Origin of the sequence: Streptomyces sp. NPDC012769, assembly GCF_042901205.1 — a bacterium.
Classification (GTDB): Bacteria; Actinomycetota; Actinomycetes; order Streptomycetales; family Streptomycetaceae; genus Streptomyces.
The window spans coordinates 646,382-664,901 of record NZ_JBIBCP010000002.1 but is presented as its reverse complement, the minus strand read 5'-3'; the positions used below and the strand labels follow the sequence as shown (position 1 = coordinate 664,901).

Below are 18,520 nucleotides of genomic sequence, written 5' to 3'. Positions count from 1 at the left end.
ACGCGGCACCTCACGGGCTCAGCAGGTAGAACACCGCCCCCTCTCGCTCGTGGCGGGAGGGGGCGGCTTCGGCGTGTACCGCCGTCGGTCAGCTGCCGATCGGCTGCCGGCTACGGACGCGACGCTTCAGTTCCATCTCCACCTCGTACCGGTTCATCTTGATGTTCTTGGCGTGCGTCGTGATCGCTGCCTGTACCGCCTCTGCGGTCTCCGTCGTCAGGCTGCCAGCCTGAATCTCCGCCCACGCTTCTTGCTCAAGCTGAATCAGCTCGGCAGACAGTTCGATTGCCACGACCGGATCGTACGACCTGCCACCGACAACATCCGGCCGCCATCCCGATCACTCAAGGAGGCCCAGCTCCGTATCCGCCCGGCAGATTTCGCACGCCCGGATCCGGCCGTCGCTCAGCGCACGCAGAGCCTGCTCGCGAGTGAGAGGTTGGGTGTGGCTGCTGGTCATGCGGCAATCACCTCGGTGCACGGAATCGGGCACGGGCCGGCCGCCTTGCCGGCGGTAGGAGAGCACCCACTCAGGAGGCTCACGCCGGGCCCGGATCGGTGCTGCGGCCCTCTGCTCCCTCTCCAAGCGCGCGATCTTCATGTCGACCTCGGAGAGGACGTAGCTCAGCCAGACCCTCAGGGTCCGAAGGCGTGGGAGATCAGGCGGCAGTGCGGACACATGTTCGATTCTAGCTCCAGGGGCGGTTGATCGTTTCTCCGGGTGACGCCGTTCCCCCTGGAGACTGACTCGCCGCCCGTCTCGTCCGGCCCGAGGCCAGCCAGCCGGTAGTCCTGCGGCCATGATCAAGCACCTAGCTCACGGCTTCACCGCGCTCACCCTTGCTCTGGCCTCGCTCGCTGTCCCAGCCGCCGCGCAGGCAGCTGCGGCCAGCCCCGGCGATGCCCACACCTTCCCCCTCACCTACGCCGTCAACGAGATTCCCGTCGCCGACGAGTCCCGCACAGGCTACGAGCGCACGAAGTTCAAGCACTGGAACGCCGGGTTGGACCGGGGAGACGGCTGCCACACCCGCAATGAGGTCCTCCTGACCGAGGCGACCGAAGCGCCGACCGTCGTGGTCGGCTGCAAGCTGTCTGGCGGCGAGTGGCTGTCGTACTACGACGAGCAGGAAGTCACCGACCCCGCCGCGCTCGACATCGACCACATGGTCCCGCTCGCCGAAGCCTGGGACTCCGGCGCCTCGGCATGGGACGCGAAGCGCCGGGAGGCGTACGCCAACGACCAGGACGCCGCCACGTCGCTGGTCGCGGTCACCGCACGCACGAACCGCTCCAAGGCCGACCAAGACCCATCCGAGTGGATGCCGCCCGCCCCGAGCGCCACCTGCCGCTACCTCGGCGAGTGGGTCGCCACGAAGCTCCGCTGGGGCCTGACCGCAGACCAGGCAGAGATCGATGCCATCGGCGTCTACGCCGGCGGCCCCTGCTCCGAGCAGGTCGTCCACTACGTCGTCGCCCCGTAACACCGAGCACCGCGCCCCCTCCGCCGTCGCGGAGGGGGCGCCTTTGTCGTTCCAGTTGGCCTCAGGTCCGCACCCCTTCTCCACGATCATGGGCTGTGCAAGGGTGATCACCATGAGCGAATGGACAGTGCACGGGGCGCGCTCCGTCTACACCAGCCCCTGGGTAAGTCTCGACCTCGTCGACGTCGAGCCGCCAGGGCGCGACCGCTACGAGCACCACCTGATCAAGCTGGCCCCGGTCGCGGCCGTCGTGTTGCTCGACCAGTCTGACCGCGTGCTGCTGATGTGGCGCCACCGGTTCGCCACCGGCTCATGGTCGTGGGAGATCCCGAGCGGCATCGTCGAGGACGGCGAGACGCCAGAGGCCGCCGCCGTACGGGAAGTGCTCGAGGAAACCGGCTATGAGATCAAGCCGGAGAACCTGTCACCGCTCGCCTACAACGAGCCGATCGGCGGCATGTGCGACGCGAAGCACCACGTGTACCTCGCCCGCGGTGCACGGAAGATCGCCGAACCAGTCGACACCCACGAGGCCGACCGAATCGAGTGGCATCCGCTTGACGACGTCCAGGGCCTCATCGACGCACGGCAGATCGTGGCGGGTGTGGCTGTCACGGGCCTGCTTCAACTGCTGGCGCGCCGCCCGCGGTAAGCGCCGGCACCGAGTTCACGAGCTCGCGCAGGTCCCGCGCCGGCGGAGTGTCGGACGCCCGGCCTGGGATTGCTGCGAGCACTTCCCGCGCCCGCGAGACCACAATGCCGGTGAGGTGCTCCCGTGGCAGCCCGAGGAGCAGGCTTTCGGTCGCCCGGCATGCGACCGAGACCTCGCCGACCGCCACGAGGCTCTGCGCCTCGTCCATCGCGATGAGTGCCCGGTCAAGATGCTCGCTGGGTGCGTACATCTCTCGGGCCTGTTGGAGCGCCGCTTGGGCTCGGCGGGTGTCGCCGAGCGTGGTCCACATGCTGCCGCTGTGCCACACGAGCTGCCGTTCGGTGTAGCCGTACGCCGTGTCCGAGGTGTCGGCCGCGCTGAGCCGCGCGAACGCCGTCTGCGCGAGCTTGAGCGCATCCTGCGCTTCCCGCGAGCGGCCCATACGCGCAAGGGCCCTGGCCTCCAGGGCGGGGGCCCAAGCGGCCGTCGCGCACACCGCCGAGCCCGCGACGAGCCGGGCCCGTTCAGCCAGCGCGAGCGCCGCTGCCGGCGCCCCGAAGTAGAAGGGGATCACCGCCTCGCGCGCGAGCAGCCACGCGCGCAGTGCCCGGTCGCCGGTCTCCTCAGCGAGCAGCTGACCGAGGTGGTACCAGGCACGCGCCTCGCGGTGATCGCCGAGCGCGACAAGCGCTATGCCGGTCGTGCCCGCGAGCTGCGCGGCGATCCGACACAGGCGGGCGCGGACGTCAGCAGACTGGCGCCCCACGAGCAGTCCCTTCACCGTCTGGAAGTCGGCAACCGAGCCGGCAAGCAACTCCGCAGGCGGGAGGATCTGGTACTCGAGCCCATGCTCGGTCGCACGTCGATCCAGCTGGTCGAGGGTAGTCTCCGGCACGCCGCCCGTGAGCAGCGCGGTGGCACTGGCCCGCAGTGCCGCCAGGGATGTCGGCTGGCTGGCGCCTGGCGACGAGGACGCTGAACTACGGTCGGGCCGGAACGGTGCACTCGCTGGCGCCACCGCAGCCTCTCCGGCTGGGGTGTAGTCGTGCCCGTACCCGAGCCGGTCAGGCCGGGTGGCGTAGATGCGGCACAGTCGGTCGAGGTTGTCGTCGGCCGGGCGGCCCTTCCCGTTCTCCCAGCCGGAGAGCTGCTGCACAGTGACACGGGCACCTGCCGCTGCCAGCTGCTGGCGCGCTTCCGCGAGGGTCCAGTCGCGGGCCAGTCGGTGCGCCTGGAGCAGGCTGCACTCTGTCCGTTCTGCGATGGCGGCCGCTGTCTGCCAGGCCGTCCAACTCGCAGCGTTCGCCTCGGCCACGATCGACCGAGCCACCGCTCGCTTCCCGTCGCTGCGCGGCATCGGCACCTCCTGCACGCCAAGGTACTGGGGAGTCTCCCGCCTGCTGAGTCGTTTTCACATGTCCGCTGTGAACTCCGTGTGGAGTTCACAGCCACGAGATGACGCAGCGTCATTTTCATGGCGCGGCCGCCATGGCGGCGAGCAGCGCGCCAGCGTGAAGGTGTGACCACGCGGCCCCGACCGAGTACGGAAACAGGGATCTCCCTCCACGGACCTGGGGCCTACCGAAATCGAGAGGCCCCACATGCATGAGGAAACCCTCGCGCGACCGCCTCGCGCGTACAGGAGGCAGGACCCGACGGCGGACGCGGCCCTGCGGGTTGTCTCCCGGCAGGAGCGCGAGGCGGCGGCGCGGGCATGGTTGCTGCTCTCGACTGCCAGCGTGGGCGACGCCCGCAAGGAGTGGCAGCGCACCGGCATTGCGCTACTGAAGTGCGGGGTGCTGTTCTCCGCCGTCCGGATGGAAGCCGAGCTCGTGCACGCTGCGGTCGGTTCGGCGGAGGTCACCAAGGTGAGCGACTTCCTCGAGGTGATGCTCTTCGGCGGCCCCGTGTTCGTCGACCAGGGCAGCGCCCGGTACTACGCGCTCGTGCCCCCCAGCGTGCCCCTGCGGCGAGAGTGGGCTGACAAGTTGGACGCTCCGTACGCGGAATGCCTTGGCAGCGGCACGTACGTGGGCGTGCCCGACCCGAGCCGGAACAGCCCGCACGGCGCACTCGTCTACTGGACGGTGCCCATGAAGGGTCCCGGATCCCTGTGCGACCCCGGGGCGGTGGCGGAGTTCGTCGAGCGCGGCCGGCATCTGCTGCGGCACGCGAAGGCCGGTGCCTCGTGATCCAGACCGACATGCCCACGTACGCGCCGCCGCCTGGCGCCGACCGCCTCGGCCGCATCCGAGTCGTACCCGGCATCGCTGTGTCGGCGTCTGGTCGCTCCTGCCACCTGTTCCTTGCCCATGACCCCCTGGAGTGGAGGGAAGACCATCCCACCGTTTCCCGGGACATGCTCGGCATCGCCGCCGGCCTCGGCCTCACCCCGTCGTGGCAGTCGTCCCGCCACTTCGTGCGCCGCGCTTACCTCGCCGAGGGCCGTGTGTTCCTCGACTACGGGCACGAGCACCTGGTGCTCCAGGGGCAGGTGGACGGAGCCTGGTACACCCTGGCCGCTGCCAGTGGGTACATCCGTCTCTCCGTGGCCTTGGACGCACGTCTCGACGAGGGGACCGATTCCCCCACGGTCCTGGCTGCTGCAAGAGACAGCGGTCGGCTCTGGAGCGGCATCACGACGACCCGCGTTGCAGCGCCACGGAGGGTGGGATGAGTCTTCGGTACTGCGGGTACTGCGAGAAGCCGATCACCCGGGACGCGGTCATGATTCCGGACGACGGCGAGCGCGGCACTCATGCCCTCATGTACTGGCACAAGCTCGGCGACCCCGAGTGCGTCCGCCACCGACCGCTCGCGCCCGAGCTCGCCGAGCCCCACGTCGGCGGCCTGCGCCAGAACCCCCGACGGGCCGCCGGACGCCGCGCCCCCTGATCCCCTGCCCGTGGCGAAAGCGCCGACCGTCACGGGCAGGGCACAACCGCCCCGGCCGCCGCACCGGTCCCGTCCACGACAGGCCGTCGGCCGGGGCCCCTTACGCACGCTCCCCACCGACACGGCCGCCGTAGCAGTCCGGCCTACAGCCTGCCGGCAGGCGGGTTTTCACAAGGTCGGCGCGCTCGCGGCGATCGAGCCATCCACACACTCACCTACCGGAGGCACCGTGTTCCAGCACAACGACAGGTTCCCCACGAGCACCCCCCTGCCGACGGGCACCGCGACGCCCACCCCCTGGGGCGTCGACCGCATGGCGCCGTACCCCTCGATGGCACCGTCGTACGCGTCCGCATCGATCGACCCGGTCACGCAGACCGCGATCTACAGGGACGCGTCCGGGGCCGTCATGGAGATGCCGGCGCACGGCACGAGCACCGGCACACAGCCGTCCACCGGAACCTCGCCCGACGGCACCGCGACGAGCACTGACACCGACTCGGGCAGCGACGGCGACCAGTGACGAATACTGGTCCGGTGCTGGTCGTCACCATGGTCGACGACCCCACGGCCGACCTGGTGATCAGCGAACTGCACGACCGGAACGTCCCGGTCGTGCGGCTCGACTCCGGGGACTTCCCCGCCACCTTGTCGGTCGCGGCCACCATCACGTCGCCGCGAGGCATCGCGGGCACGGTCACGACGCCGACCCGTTCCGCGGACCTGTCCGCCGTGCGGTCGTTGTACTACCGCCGACCGTCCGGGTTCGCATTCACCCACCTCGACGAGCAGGACGCCCGGTTCGCGCTCACGCAGGCCCGGTACGGCCTGGGCGGCGTCCTCGCCGCGCTGCCCAGCTGCCTGTACGTCAACCACCCGCACCGCATCGGCGACGCCGAGTTCAAGCCCGCCGGCCTCACCACCGCCGTCGCGGCCGGCCTGAGGGTCCCGCCGACCCTGATCACTTCCGAGCCGGACGCCGTCCGCGACTTCATCAAGACGCACGGCCCGACGATCTACAAGCCGCTGTCGAACCCGGTCTACCGGATAGACGACGTCCCGTGCTCGGTCAAGGTCGACGAGGTGACCCCCGATCAGGTCGACGACCGCATCAGGGGCACCGCCCACCTCTTCCAGCGGCGCGTCGACAAGGTCGCCGACGTCCGGGTGACGGTCATCGGACACCGGGCGTTCTACATCCGGATCGACTCCGGCCTGCTCGACTGGCGCACCGACTACGAGCGGCTCACCTACTCCGTCGTCGCGCCGCCAGCTGGCGTCGCCGACGGACTGCGCCGGTACATGAACCACTTCGGCTTGGTCTTCGGCGCCTTCGACTTCGCCATCGGCGCCGACGGGACATGGTGGTTCCTGGAGTGCAACCCCAGCGGCCAGTGGGCGTGGATGGAGCCCCACACCGGCCTGCCCATGGTCGCGGCCATGGCCGACCTTCTGGAGCGGAAGCGATGACCGATGACAAGGAGCTGCGGGCCCGGCTCGCGGACGAGCTCACCGAAGCTGGCATCCTCCGGTCACCCGAATGGCGACGAGCCGTTCTCCAGGTGCCCCGCCACGAGTTCCTGCGCGGCGGGTTCTTCCGCCGGGTAGACGCCAAGGGCAGGCCCACCGCCTGGGAGCCCGTCATGCCGGACGATCCCGCATGGCTGTCCGCCTGCTACACGAACGAGTCCCTCGTGACGCAGATCGCCGGCACCGTCGTCCCAGGCGACATCGAGGGCCGTATCTACCGGGAGCCGACGAGCAGCAGCACCCTGCCCGGCCTCGTCGTCCAGATCATGGAGACAGCGCGGATCCGGGATGGCGACCGCCTACTCCTGGTCGGTGCGGGCACCGGCGCATCCACGGCCCTCGCCTGCCACCGGCTCGGCGACGACCTGGTGACCGCCATCGAATACGACCAGGACGTAGCGACCCGCGCCCGCCAGGCGCTCGCCGCATGCGGCATGCACCCCGACCTCGCGCACGGGGACGGCCTGCACGGCTTCAAGGAGAACGCCCCGTACGACCGGCTCGTCGCGACCGTCGGCGTCCGCGAGATCCCCCCGGACTGGCTCGAACAGGTCCGCCCCCGCGGGCACATCGTGGCCACCATCGTCGGCTGGCTCCACGCCTCGGAAATGGTCCGACTCACCGTCAACGAGGACGGCACGGCGATCGGTCGGTTCCTCGGCGACCAGGTGTCGTTCATGCTCGCCCGCCCGCACCTGCCTCCACCGATCGGGATGCTGCCCGAGATGGACGGCACCGAACGCGAGGTCCTTGTTCACCCAGGCGTGATCGACTACTGGACGGCCCGGTTGATCACCCAGGCCGCAGCTCCTCGAGCACAGCGGCTGATGCTCGGCGACGAGCACGTGTTCCTCGACGTCGAGAGCGGCGCGTGGGCCGCGGTACGCCCTGACGGCGACACGTGGGCCGTCCGGCAGGGAGGCGGCGACGCTCTGTGGGACCGGATCGAGGACGACCTGCTGCGCTGGACGCGCGCCGGCCAGCCTGCTCTGGCCTCGTTCATCGTCACAGTCGGGCCTGAGGGGCAGCGGATCTGCTGGTGACCTGAAGGCTCCGACGTAGCCCCGGCCGTCGCCTCCGGTCGGGGCTACTCCACGAGCTTGGAGAAGGGCACGTTGAGCGCGTCGGCGATCTGGATGAGCAGACCGAGGCTTGGGTCTGACGTGCCGTGCTCGATGCGGTGGATGGTCTTGTTGTCGACCCCGACGCGCTGGCCTAGCGCCTCCTGGGACAGGTTTGCGTGCTCTCGTGCGCTGCGGATGCGTAGCCCGATCGCCTGGCGACGGACGAGCACCCAGGCGGGCTGTGCAGTGGGCATCCCCCCAACGTCCGCCGCCCAAGATCAATTGTCTTTACCTGACGAGGTAAAACGTTTGATCTTGAACTGGCTAGGGAACCACCCCGAGACGCGCCATCAGGCGCAGGTCAGAGGCTCGCGGCCCGCCCGCAGCGGACCGACTGGAGCAACATGCGCGACACCAGATGCAAAACCTGCGGCTCCACCAAGTCAGCCGAAGGCATCCCGACGATGATCGTTGCGCTGGCCGGCAGTGAAGACGTGTACGCCTGCACGGAGCATGCCGCACTGCACGCCGCCCCGCCCGGGAACCTGGCCGTTGCGCTGGCCCAGCTTCAGGACATCATGCTGCGCCTCTACGAGGGTCAGCTCTGACGCAACACGACAGCCCCGCGCCGGGCAGAATCCGGCTCGGGGCTTCGTCGCACCTCAGCCGACTTACGTAGCTAAGGCGTATTACCGACGCCGAAGAGCGTCAGCCACGGGTGGCCGCGCAGTCCCTTCGCCGGGGCCGCGAGCGGCGCCCGGTCACCCCCCTGACCCTGCGGGGCCTTTTCCACGGTGGTCTGACTAGTCATGCATACGAGGCTAGTGTCAGCGACTGACAATTGACAAAGCGATTCACGCGCCGGTAACTGTCACGTAGCTCACAGGTACGCTGAGCCGGACGAAGTGACCAAAAGAGGACCGGAATGAGGACCGCCGACGTGACCGTTGTCCCCGGTCTGCGCGAGCGCAAGAAGCAGCGCACCCGTGACGCGCTGATCCGGGTCGCCCTGGAGCTCTTCACCACGCAGGGGTACGAGCGGACCACCGTCGACGAGATCGCCGACGCCGTCGACGTCTCCCAGCGCACCTTCTTCCGCTACTTCGCCACCAAGGAGGACGTGGCCTTCGCCGTCCAGCAGATGGTGGAGGAGCGGTTCATCGGCGCGCTCGCCGAACGGCCCGCCGAGGAGGGCCCGTTCGACGCCCTGCGCAACGCCGTCCTCAGTGCCTGGGACACCATCGGCGAGGCGATCGCCGAGGTCGTCCCGGTCGAGTTGTACCTCCGCACCTTCCAGCTCATCGAGTCGACGCCCGCCCTCCTCGCCGTGCACCTGCGCCGCTCCACGGAGATGGAGGAGACCATCTCCCGTCTGATCGCCGAACGCGAGGGGCTCGACGTCGACGAGGACCCGCGCCCCCGGATCGCGGTCGCCGCGTTCAGCGGCGTCATGCGGGTGACCGGGCAGCTGTGGGGCCGGAGCGACGACCCGACCCTGGAGGCGATCCGCGCCCTCACCGAGCGCTATCTGGACCACCTCGGACCGGCGCTCGCGCCCCGCTGGCGCGACTGACCGGGTCGCCGCCGAGGCGGGACGGGCGCCGCACCGACCCCGTACCGCGTCCCGGCCCGAGCTCCGAGCTCCGAGCTACGAGCTACGAGCTACGAGCTACGAGCTACGCGTACGACCGCGCGTACGCCCCGTCACCGCGAGCCGCCGCCCTGGGTGATCCACGTCACCCGTGCGCGCGGGCGGGTCCCGGCGCCCCCTAGGGTGTCGGCCAATGCCTTCCTTCGACACCTCCCCCACCCTCTCCGTCTGGCGCATGCTCCTCGCACTCGCCGTCGTGTTCGTGCTCCTCGCGACCACCGGGTGGACGACGCTCCGCAGCCACCGCACGCCGGGGCAGACCCGGGACCAGGCCCTCACCGCCTGGGCGCACGACCGGATCGGGCATCGCGCACTGCCCGATCCGGCGGCCCCGGCCCGTACGGTCGCCGCGTTCTTCGCCGCCATCGGGCCCGCCCAGGCCGCCCGGCTCGCCGACGCCCACCCCCTCGTGGTCGGCAACCTCAACGGCGCGCCCGTGCACCTGCGCTACCGCGCCAACCGGCTGTCCCTGTCGCGCGCCCTCGCCACCGAGCGTGACCGTGTCGACGACCCCCGGCTCAGCGCCGACGGCCGCCTCCAGGCACGGCGCCTGGCCCACCGCTTCGCCTCCCTCATGCGCCCGGAACGCCAGATCCTCGCCTTCGACCCCACGGGTACGGGACGGGTCGCGGAGGTCCTGGGCGACCTGGAACGGGCCCGGCGGGTCTCGGTGATCGTGCCCGGCGTCGACACCAACCTCCTCACCTTCCAGCGCACCGCGCGCCGCTACTCCGCGCCCGTCGGCATGGCCGACTCCCTCTACGCCGCCGAACGGCGTGCCGCCCCCGGCACCCGTACGGCCGTCATCGCCTGGGCCGACTACACCGCCCCCGTCGGCGTCGGTATCGAGGCCGCCATCGGGCGGCTCGCCGAGAGCGGCGCCGTCCGACTGCTCGACCTCACCGCCGCGCTGCCCGGCGACGCGCGGGTCACCCTCTTCTGCCACAGTTACGGCTCCGTGCTGTGCGGGGTGGCCGCGCCCCGGCTGCCCGCGCGGGTCACCGACGTGGTCGTCGCCGGCAGCCCCGGCATGCGCGTCGAGCACGCCGCCGAGCTCGGCACCCCGGCCCGGGTCTGGGCCATGCGGGACGCCGACGACTGGATCGCGGACGTGCCCCACATGGAGCTCGGCGGGGTCGGGCACGGGGCCGACCCGGTGGCGCCCGAGTTCGGGGCAAGGCTGCTCTCGGCGGCCGGGGCCAAGGGGCACACGGGTTACTTCGAACCGGGCACGGGCAGCCTGGAGAACCTCGCGGCCGTAGGGGTCGGCGCGTACGGCCGGGTGACCTGCGCCGTGGCCGGGTCGGGGGACCGGGACGCCGCGGCGGACGGGCCCGCGGAGGGCGCCGGAGGCAGTGCCTCCGGCGATGACAGCGCTTGTCTCCGGGGAATCTCCGGCGCGAGGGTGTCCTGACGCGCGTAGATCACGGCGAATTTACGATGGTTGCGGAGGGGCGACGTCGGGGCATACGCCGCATACGATGAGGCGTATGGGTGATGTGCTGGCCGGAATTCATGCCACCTGGGAGTTCGAGAGCGACGCCGTCGTCATCCGCTTCGATCGGGGGAACCGCACCAACCGCATTCCGAAGCTCTTCCAGGCACTGCGCGAGCGGCGCGTGCCGTACGAGGCGCTGGAAGCCGTGACGCTCGCCCCGGGCAAGCGGGGCACCGTCGTGCTGCACGCCGTGCCGAGGGCGGGCGCCGATCCCCTGATGGAGGCGGCGGCGGGACAGCTGAAGGACGAGTGCGATCCGTACCGTCTGGCGCTGCCCGCCGACCGGGAGACGCTCGCCGAGTACTACCGCGACGAGCTGCGCTCCGTCCTCAGTCCGTACGACGCCGAGTGGCCCGCGGACGGCTTCCTGGTGGCGGCGCCGGAAGGACCGCGGTCCTTCAAGGCGTACGACGGGAAGGCGAGCTTCGACGGGAAGGCGGAGGTGACCTTCCGCTGGTCCTGGTCGGGGGCGTCCTCGGAGAAGTGGAAGGCGGGCGACCAGACCTTCCGGGTGGGCGAGCTGAGCGGTGTCGAGTGGCGCTCGCCCGAGGTCCTGGACGGTTATCTGCGGCTCGTGCCGCGCGAAGGGCAGGACGAGCGGCCCGTACAGCCGGACCACGACCCCGCCTCCGTCGTCTTCGGCCTCGGTTACGGCCCGGTCCACGAGTCCCTGCCCTTCGCCGCGGCGGTCCTGTCCGCGATCCGCGGCTCCACCGCCCGCGTCCCCGCCCTCCCGGGCGCGGCGGCCCGCCCGCACGACCCCGCCGGCGTTGCCGAAAGGATTCGCCACCTCGGCGAACTGCACCGGGCGGGCCTGGTGACCGACGAGGAGTTCTCGGCGAAGAAGGCGGAACTGCTGGCGGAGCTGTAGGGCCGCTGTCCCCGGAACCCGCCCCGCCGCCCGACCCCCACCCCCGACCCCGCGCCCCTTCGTACCCGGGTATGACCCGGTGGACCGCTCCCCGGTATGACGTGCGGCGGCCGGGCGCTGCCTAGTCTGGGGCCGTCATGAAGGATGAACAGCGGCGTCGGCCGCACATGTCAGAGCTGGTCCGCGGCCTCGGGGTGGCGCTCGCGACGCCGGCGGGGCGCGGTGAGGCGCTGTTGGCGCGGGCGGCGTCGCCGTGGCTGCGGTGGCTGCCGTACGGGGTCGCCTTCGTGCTCGTCGCGACGCTGCTGCCGGTCACCATCACCGTGCTGGCGCAGGAGTACCAGGTGAACGGCGCTCTCGCCGGTGCGCTCGGCACCGCGCAGACCGCGCCGTTGCTGCTCGCGGTGAGCCGGCCGCTCCAGGCCTGGTGGGTGATCTTCGCCGCGGACGTCGTCGGCGGCTTCGTGCTGCTCGCCGCCGACCTCCCCGACGACCTGCCCTGGCCGTGGACGCCCATGATCGTCGTCGGCTACCTCTTCCTGATGCTGGCGCTCGGCCTGCGCGAGTCCCGGCGTGCCCTCCTCGGCGTGTGGCTGATGACCGGGGCCGCCGGAGCCGTCTTCGAGCTCGTGTCGCCGCAGCGGCCGGGCACCGGCATCGTCGTCCTCCTCTTCGTGCTCAGCGGGATCGTGCTGCTGCTCACCGCGACCCTGCGCGGACGCGGCGAGGCCGAGCGGCGGCTGGTCGAGCAGGAGACCATCAGCGAGGCCGAACGGTCCCGCCGCACCCTCCTGGAGGAGCGCACCCGGATCGCCCGGGAGCTGCACGACGTGGTCGCCCACCACATGTCGGTGATCACCGTGCAGGCCGACTCCGCCCCGTACCGCATCCCGGAACTCACCGACGCCGCCCGCGACGAGTTCGCCTCGATCGCCGCCGGGGCGCGGGAGTCGCTCGCCGAGATGCGGCGGCTGCTCGCGGTGCTGCGCAGCGAGGGCACGGAGGGCGAGCGGGCGCCGCAGCCGGGCCTCGACCGGGTGCAGCAGCTGGTCGAGGCGACGGTACGGGCCGGGGTGCCGGCGGAGCTGTCGATGGCGGCGGACCTGGGCGAACTGCCGCCGGCCGTGGACCTGTCGGGGTACCGGATCGTGCAGGAGGCGCTGGCCAACGTCGTGCGGCACGCACCGGGCGCGGCCACCCGGGTGTCCGTACGGACCGACGCGGACGGCTGGTTGAACGTCCTCGTCGTCAACGGCCCCGCCGAGGAGCGCACCTCCCCGCTGGAGGGCGGCACGGGCACCGGCCACGGGCTCGTCGGCATGCGCGAGCGCGTACGGTTGACGGGCGGCTCGCTCGACACCGGGCCGCTGCCGGACGGGGGCTTCCGGGTCGCCGCCCGACTGCCGCTGACACCCCCGAAGGGCGCCCTGTGACCATCCGCGTGATCATCGTCGACGACCAGGCCATGGTGCGGGCGGGCTTCGCCGCCCTCCTCGCCGCGCAGCCCGACATCGACGTGGTGGGCGAGGCACCGGACGGCCGGCAGGGCGTGGAGGTGGCCCGCTCCACGCACCCCGACGTGGTCCTCATGGACGTGCGGATGCCGGAGCTGGACGGACTGTCGGCGGCGCGGGAGATCCTGAACCCTCCGCCCGGTGTGGTCCACCGCCCCAAGGTGCTGATGCTGACCACCTTCGACGTGGACGACTACGTGTACGAGGCGCTGCGCGCCGGGGCCTCCGGTTTCCTCCTGAAGGACGCGCCGCCGGCGGACCTGATCGCCGCCGTACGGGTCGTCGCGGCCGGCGACGCGCTGCTCGCGCCGTCGGTGACCCGCCGCCTCATCGCCGACTTCGCCGCCTCCCGGCCCGCCCCGCGCGCCGACCGCGCGGCCCTGCGCCTCAACGGCCTCACCCCGCGCGAGACGGAGGTCCTGGAGCTGATCGCCAAGGGCCTGTCGAACCAGGAGATCGCCGACCACCTGGTCCTCGCCGAGCAGACGGTGAAGACCCACATCGGCCGCGTGCTCGCCAAGCTGGACCTGCGGGACCGGGCGCAGGCGGTCGTCTTCGCGTACGAGTCGGGCCTGGTGACGCCCGGTCAGGGGAGGTAGCCCCCGGGGGATTTCCCCACCCCTGCCCTGGGGCCCCCTGCTCGTCCGACCCCTACCCCGGTAGGGGTTAGCGGTTGGCGCCCCGGTGTGACGCCCCTGCACCCCTCCTCTTCCTACCTTCCTCTCGCTCACGACAGGAACGGAAGGGGAGACGCACATGCGCCGGTTCACGAGGACCCTGGTCGCCGCCGCGCTGACCGCCACCATGGTGGCGGGAACGGCCGGCTGGGCGTCCGGGAACAGCCAGCGGCCCGTCACCGGTGCTCCGGTGGGAACGGCGGCCTGGCTGGCCGACGGACTCCCCGACACCCAGCGCATGGCACCGGGTCAGGTCACGGCATACCTCGGCGCACTGACCCCGCTGCGGCAGCGGGCGCTGACGGCCGCCCACCCGGGCGTCGTCGGCAACCTCGACGGTGCCCCGCTCGCCCTGCGCTACGCCGCCAACGCCCGCACCGCCGGGGACCGGTTCCCCGGACAGCAGGTCCTCGCCTACGACCCCCGGGGCCGCGGCCAGGCCGTGCTCGCGTACGGGGACCTGGCCCGGGCGGAGCACGTGGCGGTGATCGTGCCCGGCTCCGACGTCGACGCCGGGAACCTGGCCTCCCTCACCCGCAAGGCCACCGCCCTGCGCGCGGCGACCGGCGGCCGGACCGCCGTGGTCGCCTGGGCCGGCTACACCACGCCCGTGGGCGTCGGCCTCGACGCCGCCTCCGGGGACCTCGCCGAGGCCGGCGCCCAGCGGCTCGTCCGGTTCACGGAGGGGCTCGCCGCCGTCGGCACCGCCGAGCCGTCCCTGTTCTGCCACAGCTACGGATCGGTCGTCTGCGGGCTCGCCGCGCACCGGCTCAAGGCGAAGGACCTGGTCGCCGTCGCCTCCCCCGGCATGCGCGCGGACGACGTGACCGCCCTGAACACCACCGCCCGGGTCTGGGCCGCGAAGGATCCCACCGACTGGATCGACCGGATCCCGAACGTGGAGTTCGCCGGACTGGGCCACGGCAACGACCCCACCGCCCCCGAGTTCGGCGCCCGCCCCGTGCCCGCCGCCGACGCCCAGGGCCACGACGGCTACTTCGCGCCCGGCACCACCTCGCTCCGCACCTTCGCCGCGATCGCGAACGGAGACGTCCGATGAAGTCCGTGCACCACACGATCAAGCGGACCGTCGAGCGGATCGAACGTCACACGCCCGCCCACCGCGACCGCGCGATCGACGGACTGCGCGCCCTCGCCCTGCTCGCCGTGCCCACCGGCCACTGGCTGCTCGGCGGTTTCACGCTCTCCTCCGACGGCGCGATCCACAACGCCAGCCCGCTGTCCGCCTTCGGCGGCCTCGCCCCGGTCAGCTGGATCCTCCAGATGCTGGGGATCTTCTTCCTGGTCGGCGGCTACGCCTCCGTCCTCTCCTTCCGCCGCCACGAGGGCTCCACCGGCGCGTGGCTCAAGGGCCGGCTGGCCCGGCTCGGGCGGCCCGTGCTCGGGGTCACCGCCGTGTGGGCGGCGCTGCTGCCCCTGCTGCACCACGGCTTCGGGGTGCCCACCGCCACGCTGCGGACGGCATCGACGCTGGTGATCCAGCCACTGTGGTTCGTCGGCGTCTACACCGTCGTGACCGCCCTCACCCCCTACTGCGTCCGCGCCGCCCGCCGGCTGGGCGTGTGGGCGGCGGCCCCGCTGCTCGGCTCGGTCGCCGTCGTCGACCTGCTGCGCTACGGGCCGTACGCCGAGGCCGTCCCGTCCTGGCTGAGCGTCCTCAACATCCTGCCCGGCTGGCTGTTCGCCTACCAGCTCGGTGTCTCCTGGGGCGAGGGCCGGGTCACCCGCCGCCACGCCTGGGGGCTCCTTCTCGGCGGCGCCGCGCTCTTCGCCGCTCTGCTGCTGTGGTTCGGCTACCCCGCCTCGATGGTCGGCGTCCCGGGCGAGGCCCGCACCAACTCGCACCCGCCGTCGCTGCTCGTCCTCGCCCTCGCCGCCGCGCAGAGCGGCGCGGCGATCCTGCTGCGCGAGCGGTTCGGCCGCCTTCTGAAGCGGCCCGCCCTGTGGGCCCCGGTGGTGGTGATCAACCTGTCCGCGATGACCGTCCTGTGCTGGCACCAGACGGCCATGCTGGCCGCCGCCATCCCCGCCTCGTACGCCGGGGAGGTCCCCGGCCTGATCGGCGCGCCCGACTCCGTCGGCTGGATCCTGGCCCGGGTGGCCTGGATGCCGCTCTTCGCCGGACTCCTCCTCCTCATCGGCCGGTACGCGCGGGGCTTCGAGTCCCCGTGGACCCGGACCGGCACGACCCGCCGGGCGGCCGCGGGCCTTCTGGCGGCGGGCTTCGCGGTCTTCGCCCTGGGGCTGGCCTGAGGCACCACGGGCGGAAGGGGGCCGGGGCCGCAGCGGGGGCCCCGTGGACGCCCCGGCGGCTACACCTCCCGCGCCGCCGACGTGAACGTCATGTCCGGGTAGCGGTCGCCCGTCACCCGGGCGGCGATCGGCTCCAGGGCGGCGAGCTGCGCGTCCGTCAGCGTGATCCGGGTGGCCGCCGCGTTCTCCTCCAGGCGGGACCGCCGGCGGGTGCCGGGGATGGGGACGACCGTCAGGCCGTGCACGGCCGCGCGCTGCTGGACCCAGGCCAGGGCGATCTGCGCGGGGGTCGCCCCGTGCTCCGCCGCGACGGTACGGAGCGGGGCGAGCAGGGCCGCGTTCCGCTCCGCGTTCTCGCCGGTGAAGCGCGGCTGGTGGCGGCGGAAGTCGTGGTCCGCAAGTTCCTTCGCGGCGTCGGCGAACGCTCCGGTGAGGAAGCCCCGGCCCAGCGGCGAGTACGGCACGAAGGTCACGCCGAGCTCGGCCGCCGCGCCGACCGCGCTGCGCTCCACGTCCCGGGAGAACAGCGACCACTCCGACTGCAGGGCCGCGATCGGGTGCACCGCGTGCGCCTCGCGCAGCTCCGGTCCCGTCACCTCGCTCAGACCCAGCTGCCGGACCTTGCCCTCCTCGACCAGCTCCGCCATGGCGCCCACCGACTCGGCGAACGGCACGGCCGGGTCCCTGCGGTGCATGTAGTAGAGGTCGATGGTCTCCACGCCGAGCCGGCGCAGGCTGGCCTCGACCGCGCGCCGGATGTAGGCCCGGTCGTTGTTGACGCCCCGGTATCGGGGGTCGTCGTCGCGCCGCTCGATGCCGAACTTGGTGGCGAGGACGATCTCGTCGCGGTGCGCGGCGACGAACGGGGCCAGGAACTCCTCGTTGGCGCCCTGCCCGTAGACGTCGGCCGTGTCGATGAGGGTGACTCCGGCCTCCAGGGCCGCTTCGAGGGTGTCGCGGGCGGCGGCCTCGTCGGTGTCGCCGTAGAACTCGCTGATGCCCATCGCGCCGAAGCCCTGGACGCCGGTCTCCGGCCCGTCCGGGCCGCCGAGGCGTACGGTGTCGATCCTGCCGCTGGTGGTGGTGCTCATGAGGGGGTCTCTCCGCAGGTGGGCGTCTGGTTGCCGTAGTAGCCGATCTTGAGGTCGAGCACGGCGAGGGTGTCCTGGAGCTCGGTGATCCGGGCGAGGACGTCGCGCCGGGTGGTCTCCAGGAGCTCCCGCCGCTCGTCGTGGGTGTGGTCGCCGGCCCGCACCAGCTCCGCGTAGCGGACCATGTCCGCCACGGACATGCCGGTGAGCCGCAGCTTGCCGACGAAGCCGAGCCAGTCCAGGTCGCGCCGGGTGAAGCGGCGCTGGCCGGTGTGCGAGCGGTCCACGTGCGGCATCAGCCCGATCCGCTCGTACCAGCGCAGGGTGTGCGCCGACAGTCCGGTCAGGGCCGCGACCTCGCTGATCGTGAACCGCTCCTGGGACACGCTCGCCGCGCTCGTGCTCTCGATCACGCTCATGGCCACCACGCTAAAACGTTGGAGTGCACTCCAAGCAAGTAGGCTCGGCAGCATGCAGAGCAGCTTGCCCAGCCTGGCGTCGATCGAGAACTGGCCCGTCCCCACCGCGGCCGCCGCCGTGGTCCGCGCGGACGGCACCCTGGCCGGAAGCCACGGCCCCACCGGGCGGCGGTTCCCGCTCGCCTCCGTCACCAAGCCGCTCGCGGCGTACGCGGTCCTCGTCGCCTACGAGGAGGGGGCGATCGACCTCGACGAGCCGGCCGGTCCCGAGGGTGCGACCGTGCGCCACCTGCTCGCCCACACCTCGGGGCTCGCCTTCGACGAGAACCGGGTGATGGCCGCGCCCGGCACCCGCCGGATCTACTCCAACACCGGCTTCGAGGCGCTCGGCGACCATGTCGCCAAGGCCACCGACATCCCCTTCGCCGACTATCTGCACCAGGCCGTCCTGGAGCCGCTCGGCATGGCGGACACCACCCTGGAGGGCTCGCCCGCGAAGGACGGCGTCTCGACCGTCGACGACCTGGTGCGCTTCGCCGCCGAGGTCCAGGCGCCGCGGCTCCTCGACGCGCGCACGGTCCTGGACGCGATGACCGTCACGTACCCGGGCCTGACCGGCATCCTGCCCGGCTACGGGCACCAGAGGCCCAACGACTGGGGTCTCGGTTTCGAGATCCGCGACGCGAAGTCGCCGCACTGGACGGGGTCCCTGTCCTCGCCGCGCACCTTCGGGCACTTCGGCCAGTCCGGCACCTTCCTGTGGATCGACCCGGACGCGCGTGCCGCGTGCGTGGCGCTGACCGACCGGCCCTTCGGGCCGTGGGCGATCGAGGCGTGGCCGCCGTTCACGGACGCGGTGCTGGCGGACCTGCGCGCCTGACGCGGCCACAAGACCGCACG

23 protein-coding genes are annotated in these 18,520 nt (G+C 72.0%); 17 read left to right on the top strand and 6 right to left on the bottom strand.

What is annotated here, in order from left to right; translation table 11 throughout:
- Nucleotides 1-88: 88 nt before the first annotated feature.
- Together ACFY7C_RS11850 and ACFY7C_RS11845 are read right to left on the bottom strand one after the other, a co-directional pair.
- Entirely contained in the window at nt 89-292 is a 204-nt protein-coding gene (locus ACFY7C_RS11850) for a hypothetical protein (protein ID WP_389647615.1), read from the bottom strand.
- Nucleotides 293-340: 48 nt separating this feature from the next.
- Nucleotides 341-601: a DUF6233 domain-containing protein gene (locus ACFY7C_RS11845; RefSeq protein ID WP_389649461.1), complete on the bottom strand. Its 261-nt coding sequence runs from the start codon at nt 599-601 to the stop codon at nt 341-343.
- Nucleotides 602-800: 199 nt separating this feature from the next.
- Here ACFY7C_RS11845 and ACFY7C_RS11840 point away from each other — a divergent pair, with 199 nt between their 5' ends.
- Both ACFY7C_RS11840 and ACFY7C_RS11835 read left to right on the top strand, forming a co-directional pair.
- Entirely contained in the window at nt 801-1,484 is a 684-nt protein-coding gene (locus ACFY7C_RS11840; protein ID WP_389647612.1) for an HNH endonuclease family protein, read from the top strand.
- A gap of 112 nt (nt 1,485-1,596) precedes the next feature.
- Nucleotides 1,597-2,136, top strand: a complete 540-nt coding sequence (locus tag ACFY7C_RS11835) for an NUDIX hydrolase (protein WP_389647609.1) — start codon at nt 1,597-1,599, stop codon at nt 2,134-2,136.
- Here the strand turns inward: ACFY7C_RS11835 and ACFY7C_RS11830 are convergent.
- Complete coding sequence (locus tag ACFY7C_RS11830; protein WP_389647606.1) at nt 2,096-3,493, bottom strand: helix-turn-helix domain-containing protein; 1,398 nt, start codon at nt 3,491-3,493, stop codon at nt 2,096-2,098. The genes ACFY7C_RS11835 and ACFY7C_RS11830 overlap by 41 nt on opposite strands.
- Before the next feature lie 244 nt (nt 3,494-3,737).
- Here ACFY7C_RS11830 and ACFY7C_RS11825 point away from each other — a divergent pair, with 244 nt between their 5' ends.
- From ACFY7C_RS11825 to tgmC, 6 genes are all read left to right on the top strand, one after another.
- Nucleotides 3,738-4,328 (top strand): hypothetical protein, encoded by a 591-nt coding sequence (locus tag ACFY7C_RS11825; protein WP_389647603.1) that lies wholly within the window; start codon nt 3,738-3,740, stop codon nt 4,326-4,328.
- Nucleotides 4,325-4,813 carry a hypothetical protein gene (locus ACFY7C_RS11820; RefSeq protein ID WP_389647600.1) on the top strand — a complete coding sequence of 163 codons (489 nt, stop codon included), beginning with the start codon at nt 4,325-4,327 and terminating at the stop codon, nt 4,811-4,813. Before ACFY7C_RS11825 ends, ACFY7C_RS11820 begins: the two co-directional genes overlap by 4 nt.
- A complete protein-coding gene (locus ACFY7C_RS11815; protein ID WP_389647597.1) occupies nt 4,810-5,031 on the top strand; it encodes a hypothetical protein in 222 nt (73 codons plus the stop codon). Before ACFY7C_RS11820 ends, ACFY7C_RS11815 begins: the two co-directional genes overlap by 4 nt.
- Nucleotides 5,032-5,260: 229 nt before the next feature.
- Nucleotides 5,261-5,554, top strand: coding sequence for a putative ATP-grasp-modified RiPP (gene tgmA, locus ACFY7C_RS11810; RefSeq protein ID WP_389647594.1), 294 nt, complete (start codon nt 5,261-5,263; stop codon nt 5,552-5,554).
- The gene (tgmB, locus tag ACFY7C_RS11805) at nt 5,551-6,501 is read left to right on the top strand and encodes an ATP-grasp ribosomal peptide maturase (protein WP_389647591.1); all 951 of its coding nucleotides are present in this window, start codon (nt 5,551-5,553) and stop codon (nt 6,499-6,501) included. The genes tgmA and tgmB overlap by 4 nt, the downstream gene beginning before the upstream one ends.
- A complete protein-coding gene (gene tgmC, locus ACFY7C_RS11800; RefSeq protein ID WP_389647588.1) occupies nt 6,498-7,604 on the top strand; it encodes an ATP-grasp peptide maturase system methyltransferase in 1,107 nt (368 codons plus the stop codon). The genes tgmB and tgmC overlap by 4 nt, the downstream gene beginning before the upstream one ends.
- Nucleotides 7,605-7,648: 44 nt before the next feature.
- Here tgmC and ACFY7C_RS11795 read toward each other — a convergent pair whose 3' ends face one another.
- A complete protein-coding gene (locus ACFY7C_RS11795; RefSeq protein ID WP_389647584.1) occupies nt 7,649-7,879 on the bottom strand; it encodes a helix-turn-helix domain-containing protein in 231 nt (76 codons plus the stop codon).
- A 150-nt stretch (nt 7,880-8,029) separates the two neighbouring features.
- Here ACFY7C_RS11795 and ACFY7C_RS11790 point away from each other — a divergent pair, with 150 nt between their 5' ends.
- The 8 genes from ACFY7C_RS11790 (at nt 8,030) to ACFY7C_RS11755 (ending at nt 16,110) form a co-directional block, all read left to right on the top strand.
- Nucleotides 8,030-8,233 carry a hypothetical protein gene (locus ACFY7C_RS11790; protein WP_389647581.1) on the top strand — a complete coding sequence of 68 codons (204 nt, stop codon included), beginning with the start codon at nt 8,030-8,032 and terminating at the stop codon, nt 8,231-8,233.
- A 317-nt stretch (nt 8,234-8,550) separates the two neighbouring features.
- Entirely contained in the window at nt 8,551-9,198 is a 648-nt protein-coding gene (locus ACFY7C_RS11785; protein WP_389647577.1) for a TetR family transcriptional regulator, read from the top strand.
- A 211-nt stretch (nt 9,199-9,409) separates the two neighbouring features.
- Nucleotides 9,410-10,690, top strand: a complete 1,281-nt coding sequence (locus ACFY7C_RS11780) for an alpha/beta hydrolase (RefSeq protein ID WP_389647574.1) — start codon at nt 9,410-9,412, stop codon at nt 10,688-10,690.
- Between the two features lie 76 nt (nt 10,691-10,766).
- On the top strand, nt 10,767-11,645 hold the full coding sequence (locus ACFY7C_RS11775) for a DUF4429 domain-containing protein (protein ID WP_389647571.1): 879 nt from the start codon (nt 10,767-10,769) through the stop codon (nt 11,643-11,645).
- A 167-nt stretch (nt 11,646-11,812) separates the two neighbouring features.
- Nucleotides 11,813-13,078: a sensor histidine kinase gene (locus ACFY7C_RS11770; RefSeq protein WP_389647568.1), complete on the top strand. Its 1,266-nt coding sequence runs from the start codon at nt 11,813-11,815 to the stop codon at nt 13,076-13,078.
- Nucleotides 13,075-13,758 carry a response regulator gene (locus ACFY7C_RS11765; RefSeq protein ID WP_389647565.1) on the top strand — a complete coding sequence of 228 codons (684 nt, stop codon included), beginning with the start codon at nt 13,075-13,077 and terminating at the stop codon, nt 13,756-13,758. Before ACFY7C_RS11770 ends, ACFY7C_RS11765 begins: the two co-directional genes overlap by 4 nt.
- A 157-nt stretch (nt 13,759-13,915) precedes the next feature.
- Entirely contained in the window at nt 13,916-14,896 is a 981-nt protein-coding gene (locus ACFY7C_RS11760; RefSeq protein WP_389647562.1) for an alpha/beta hydrolase, read from the top strand.
- Nucleotides 14,893-16,110 (top strand): acyltransferase, encoded by a 1,218-nt coding sequence (locus ACFY7C_RS11755; RefSeq protein ID WP_389647559.1) that lies wholly within the window; start codon nt 14,893-14,895, stop codon nt 16,108-16,110. The genes ACFY7C_RS11760 and ACFY7C_RS11755 overlap by 4 nt, the downstream gene beginning before the upstream one ends.
- Nucleotides 16,111-16,169: 59 nt before the next feature.
- Here ACFY7C_RS11755 and ACFY7C_RS11750 read toward each other — a convergent pair whose 3' ends face one another.
- Together ACFY7C_RS11750 and ACFY7C_RS11745 are read right to left on the bottom strand one after the other, a co-directional pair.
- On the bottom strand, nt 16,170-17,201 hold the full coding sequence (locus ACFY7C_RS11750) for an aldo/keto reductase (RefSeq protein ID WP_389647556.1): 1,032 nt from the start codon (nt 17,199-17,201) through the stop codon (nt 16,170-16,172).
- Nucleotides 17,198-17,620, bottom strand: a complete 423-nt coding sequence (locus ACFY7C_RS11745; protein WP_389647553.1) for a MerR family transcriptional regulator — start codon at nt 17,618-17,620, stop codon at nt 17,198-17,200. The genes ACFY7C_RS11750 and ACFY7C_RS11745 overlap by 4 nt, the downstream gene beginning before the upstream one ends.
- A gap of 52 nt (nt 17,621-17,672) precedes the next feature.
- Here ACFY7C_RS11745 and ACFY7C_RS11740 point away from each other — a divergent pair, with 52 nt between their 5' ends.
- Nucleotides 17,673-18,500, top strand: coding sequence for a serine hydrolase domain-containing protein (locus tag ACFY7C_RS11740; RefSeq protein ID WP_389647550.1), 828 nt, complete (start codon nt 17,673-17,675; stop codon nt 18,498-18,500).
- Nucleotides 18,501-18,520 lie beyond the last annotated feature (20 nt).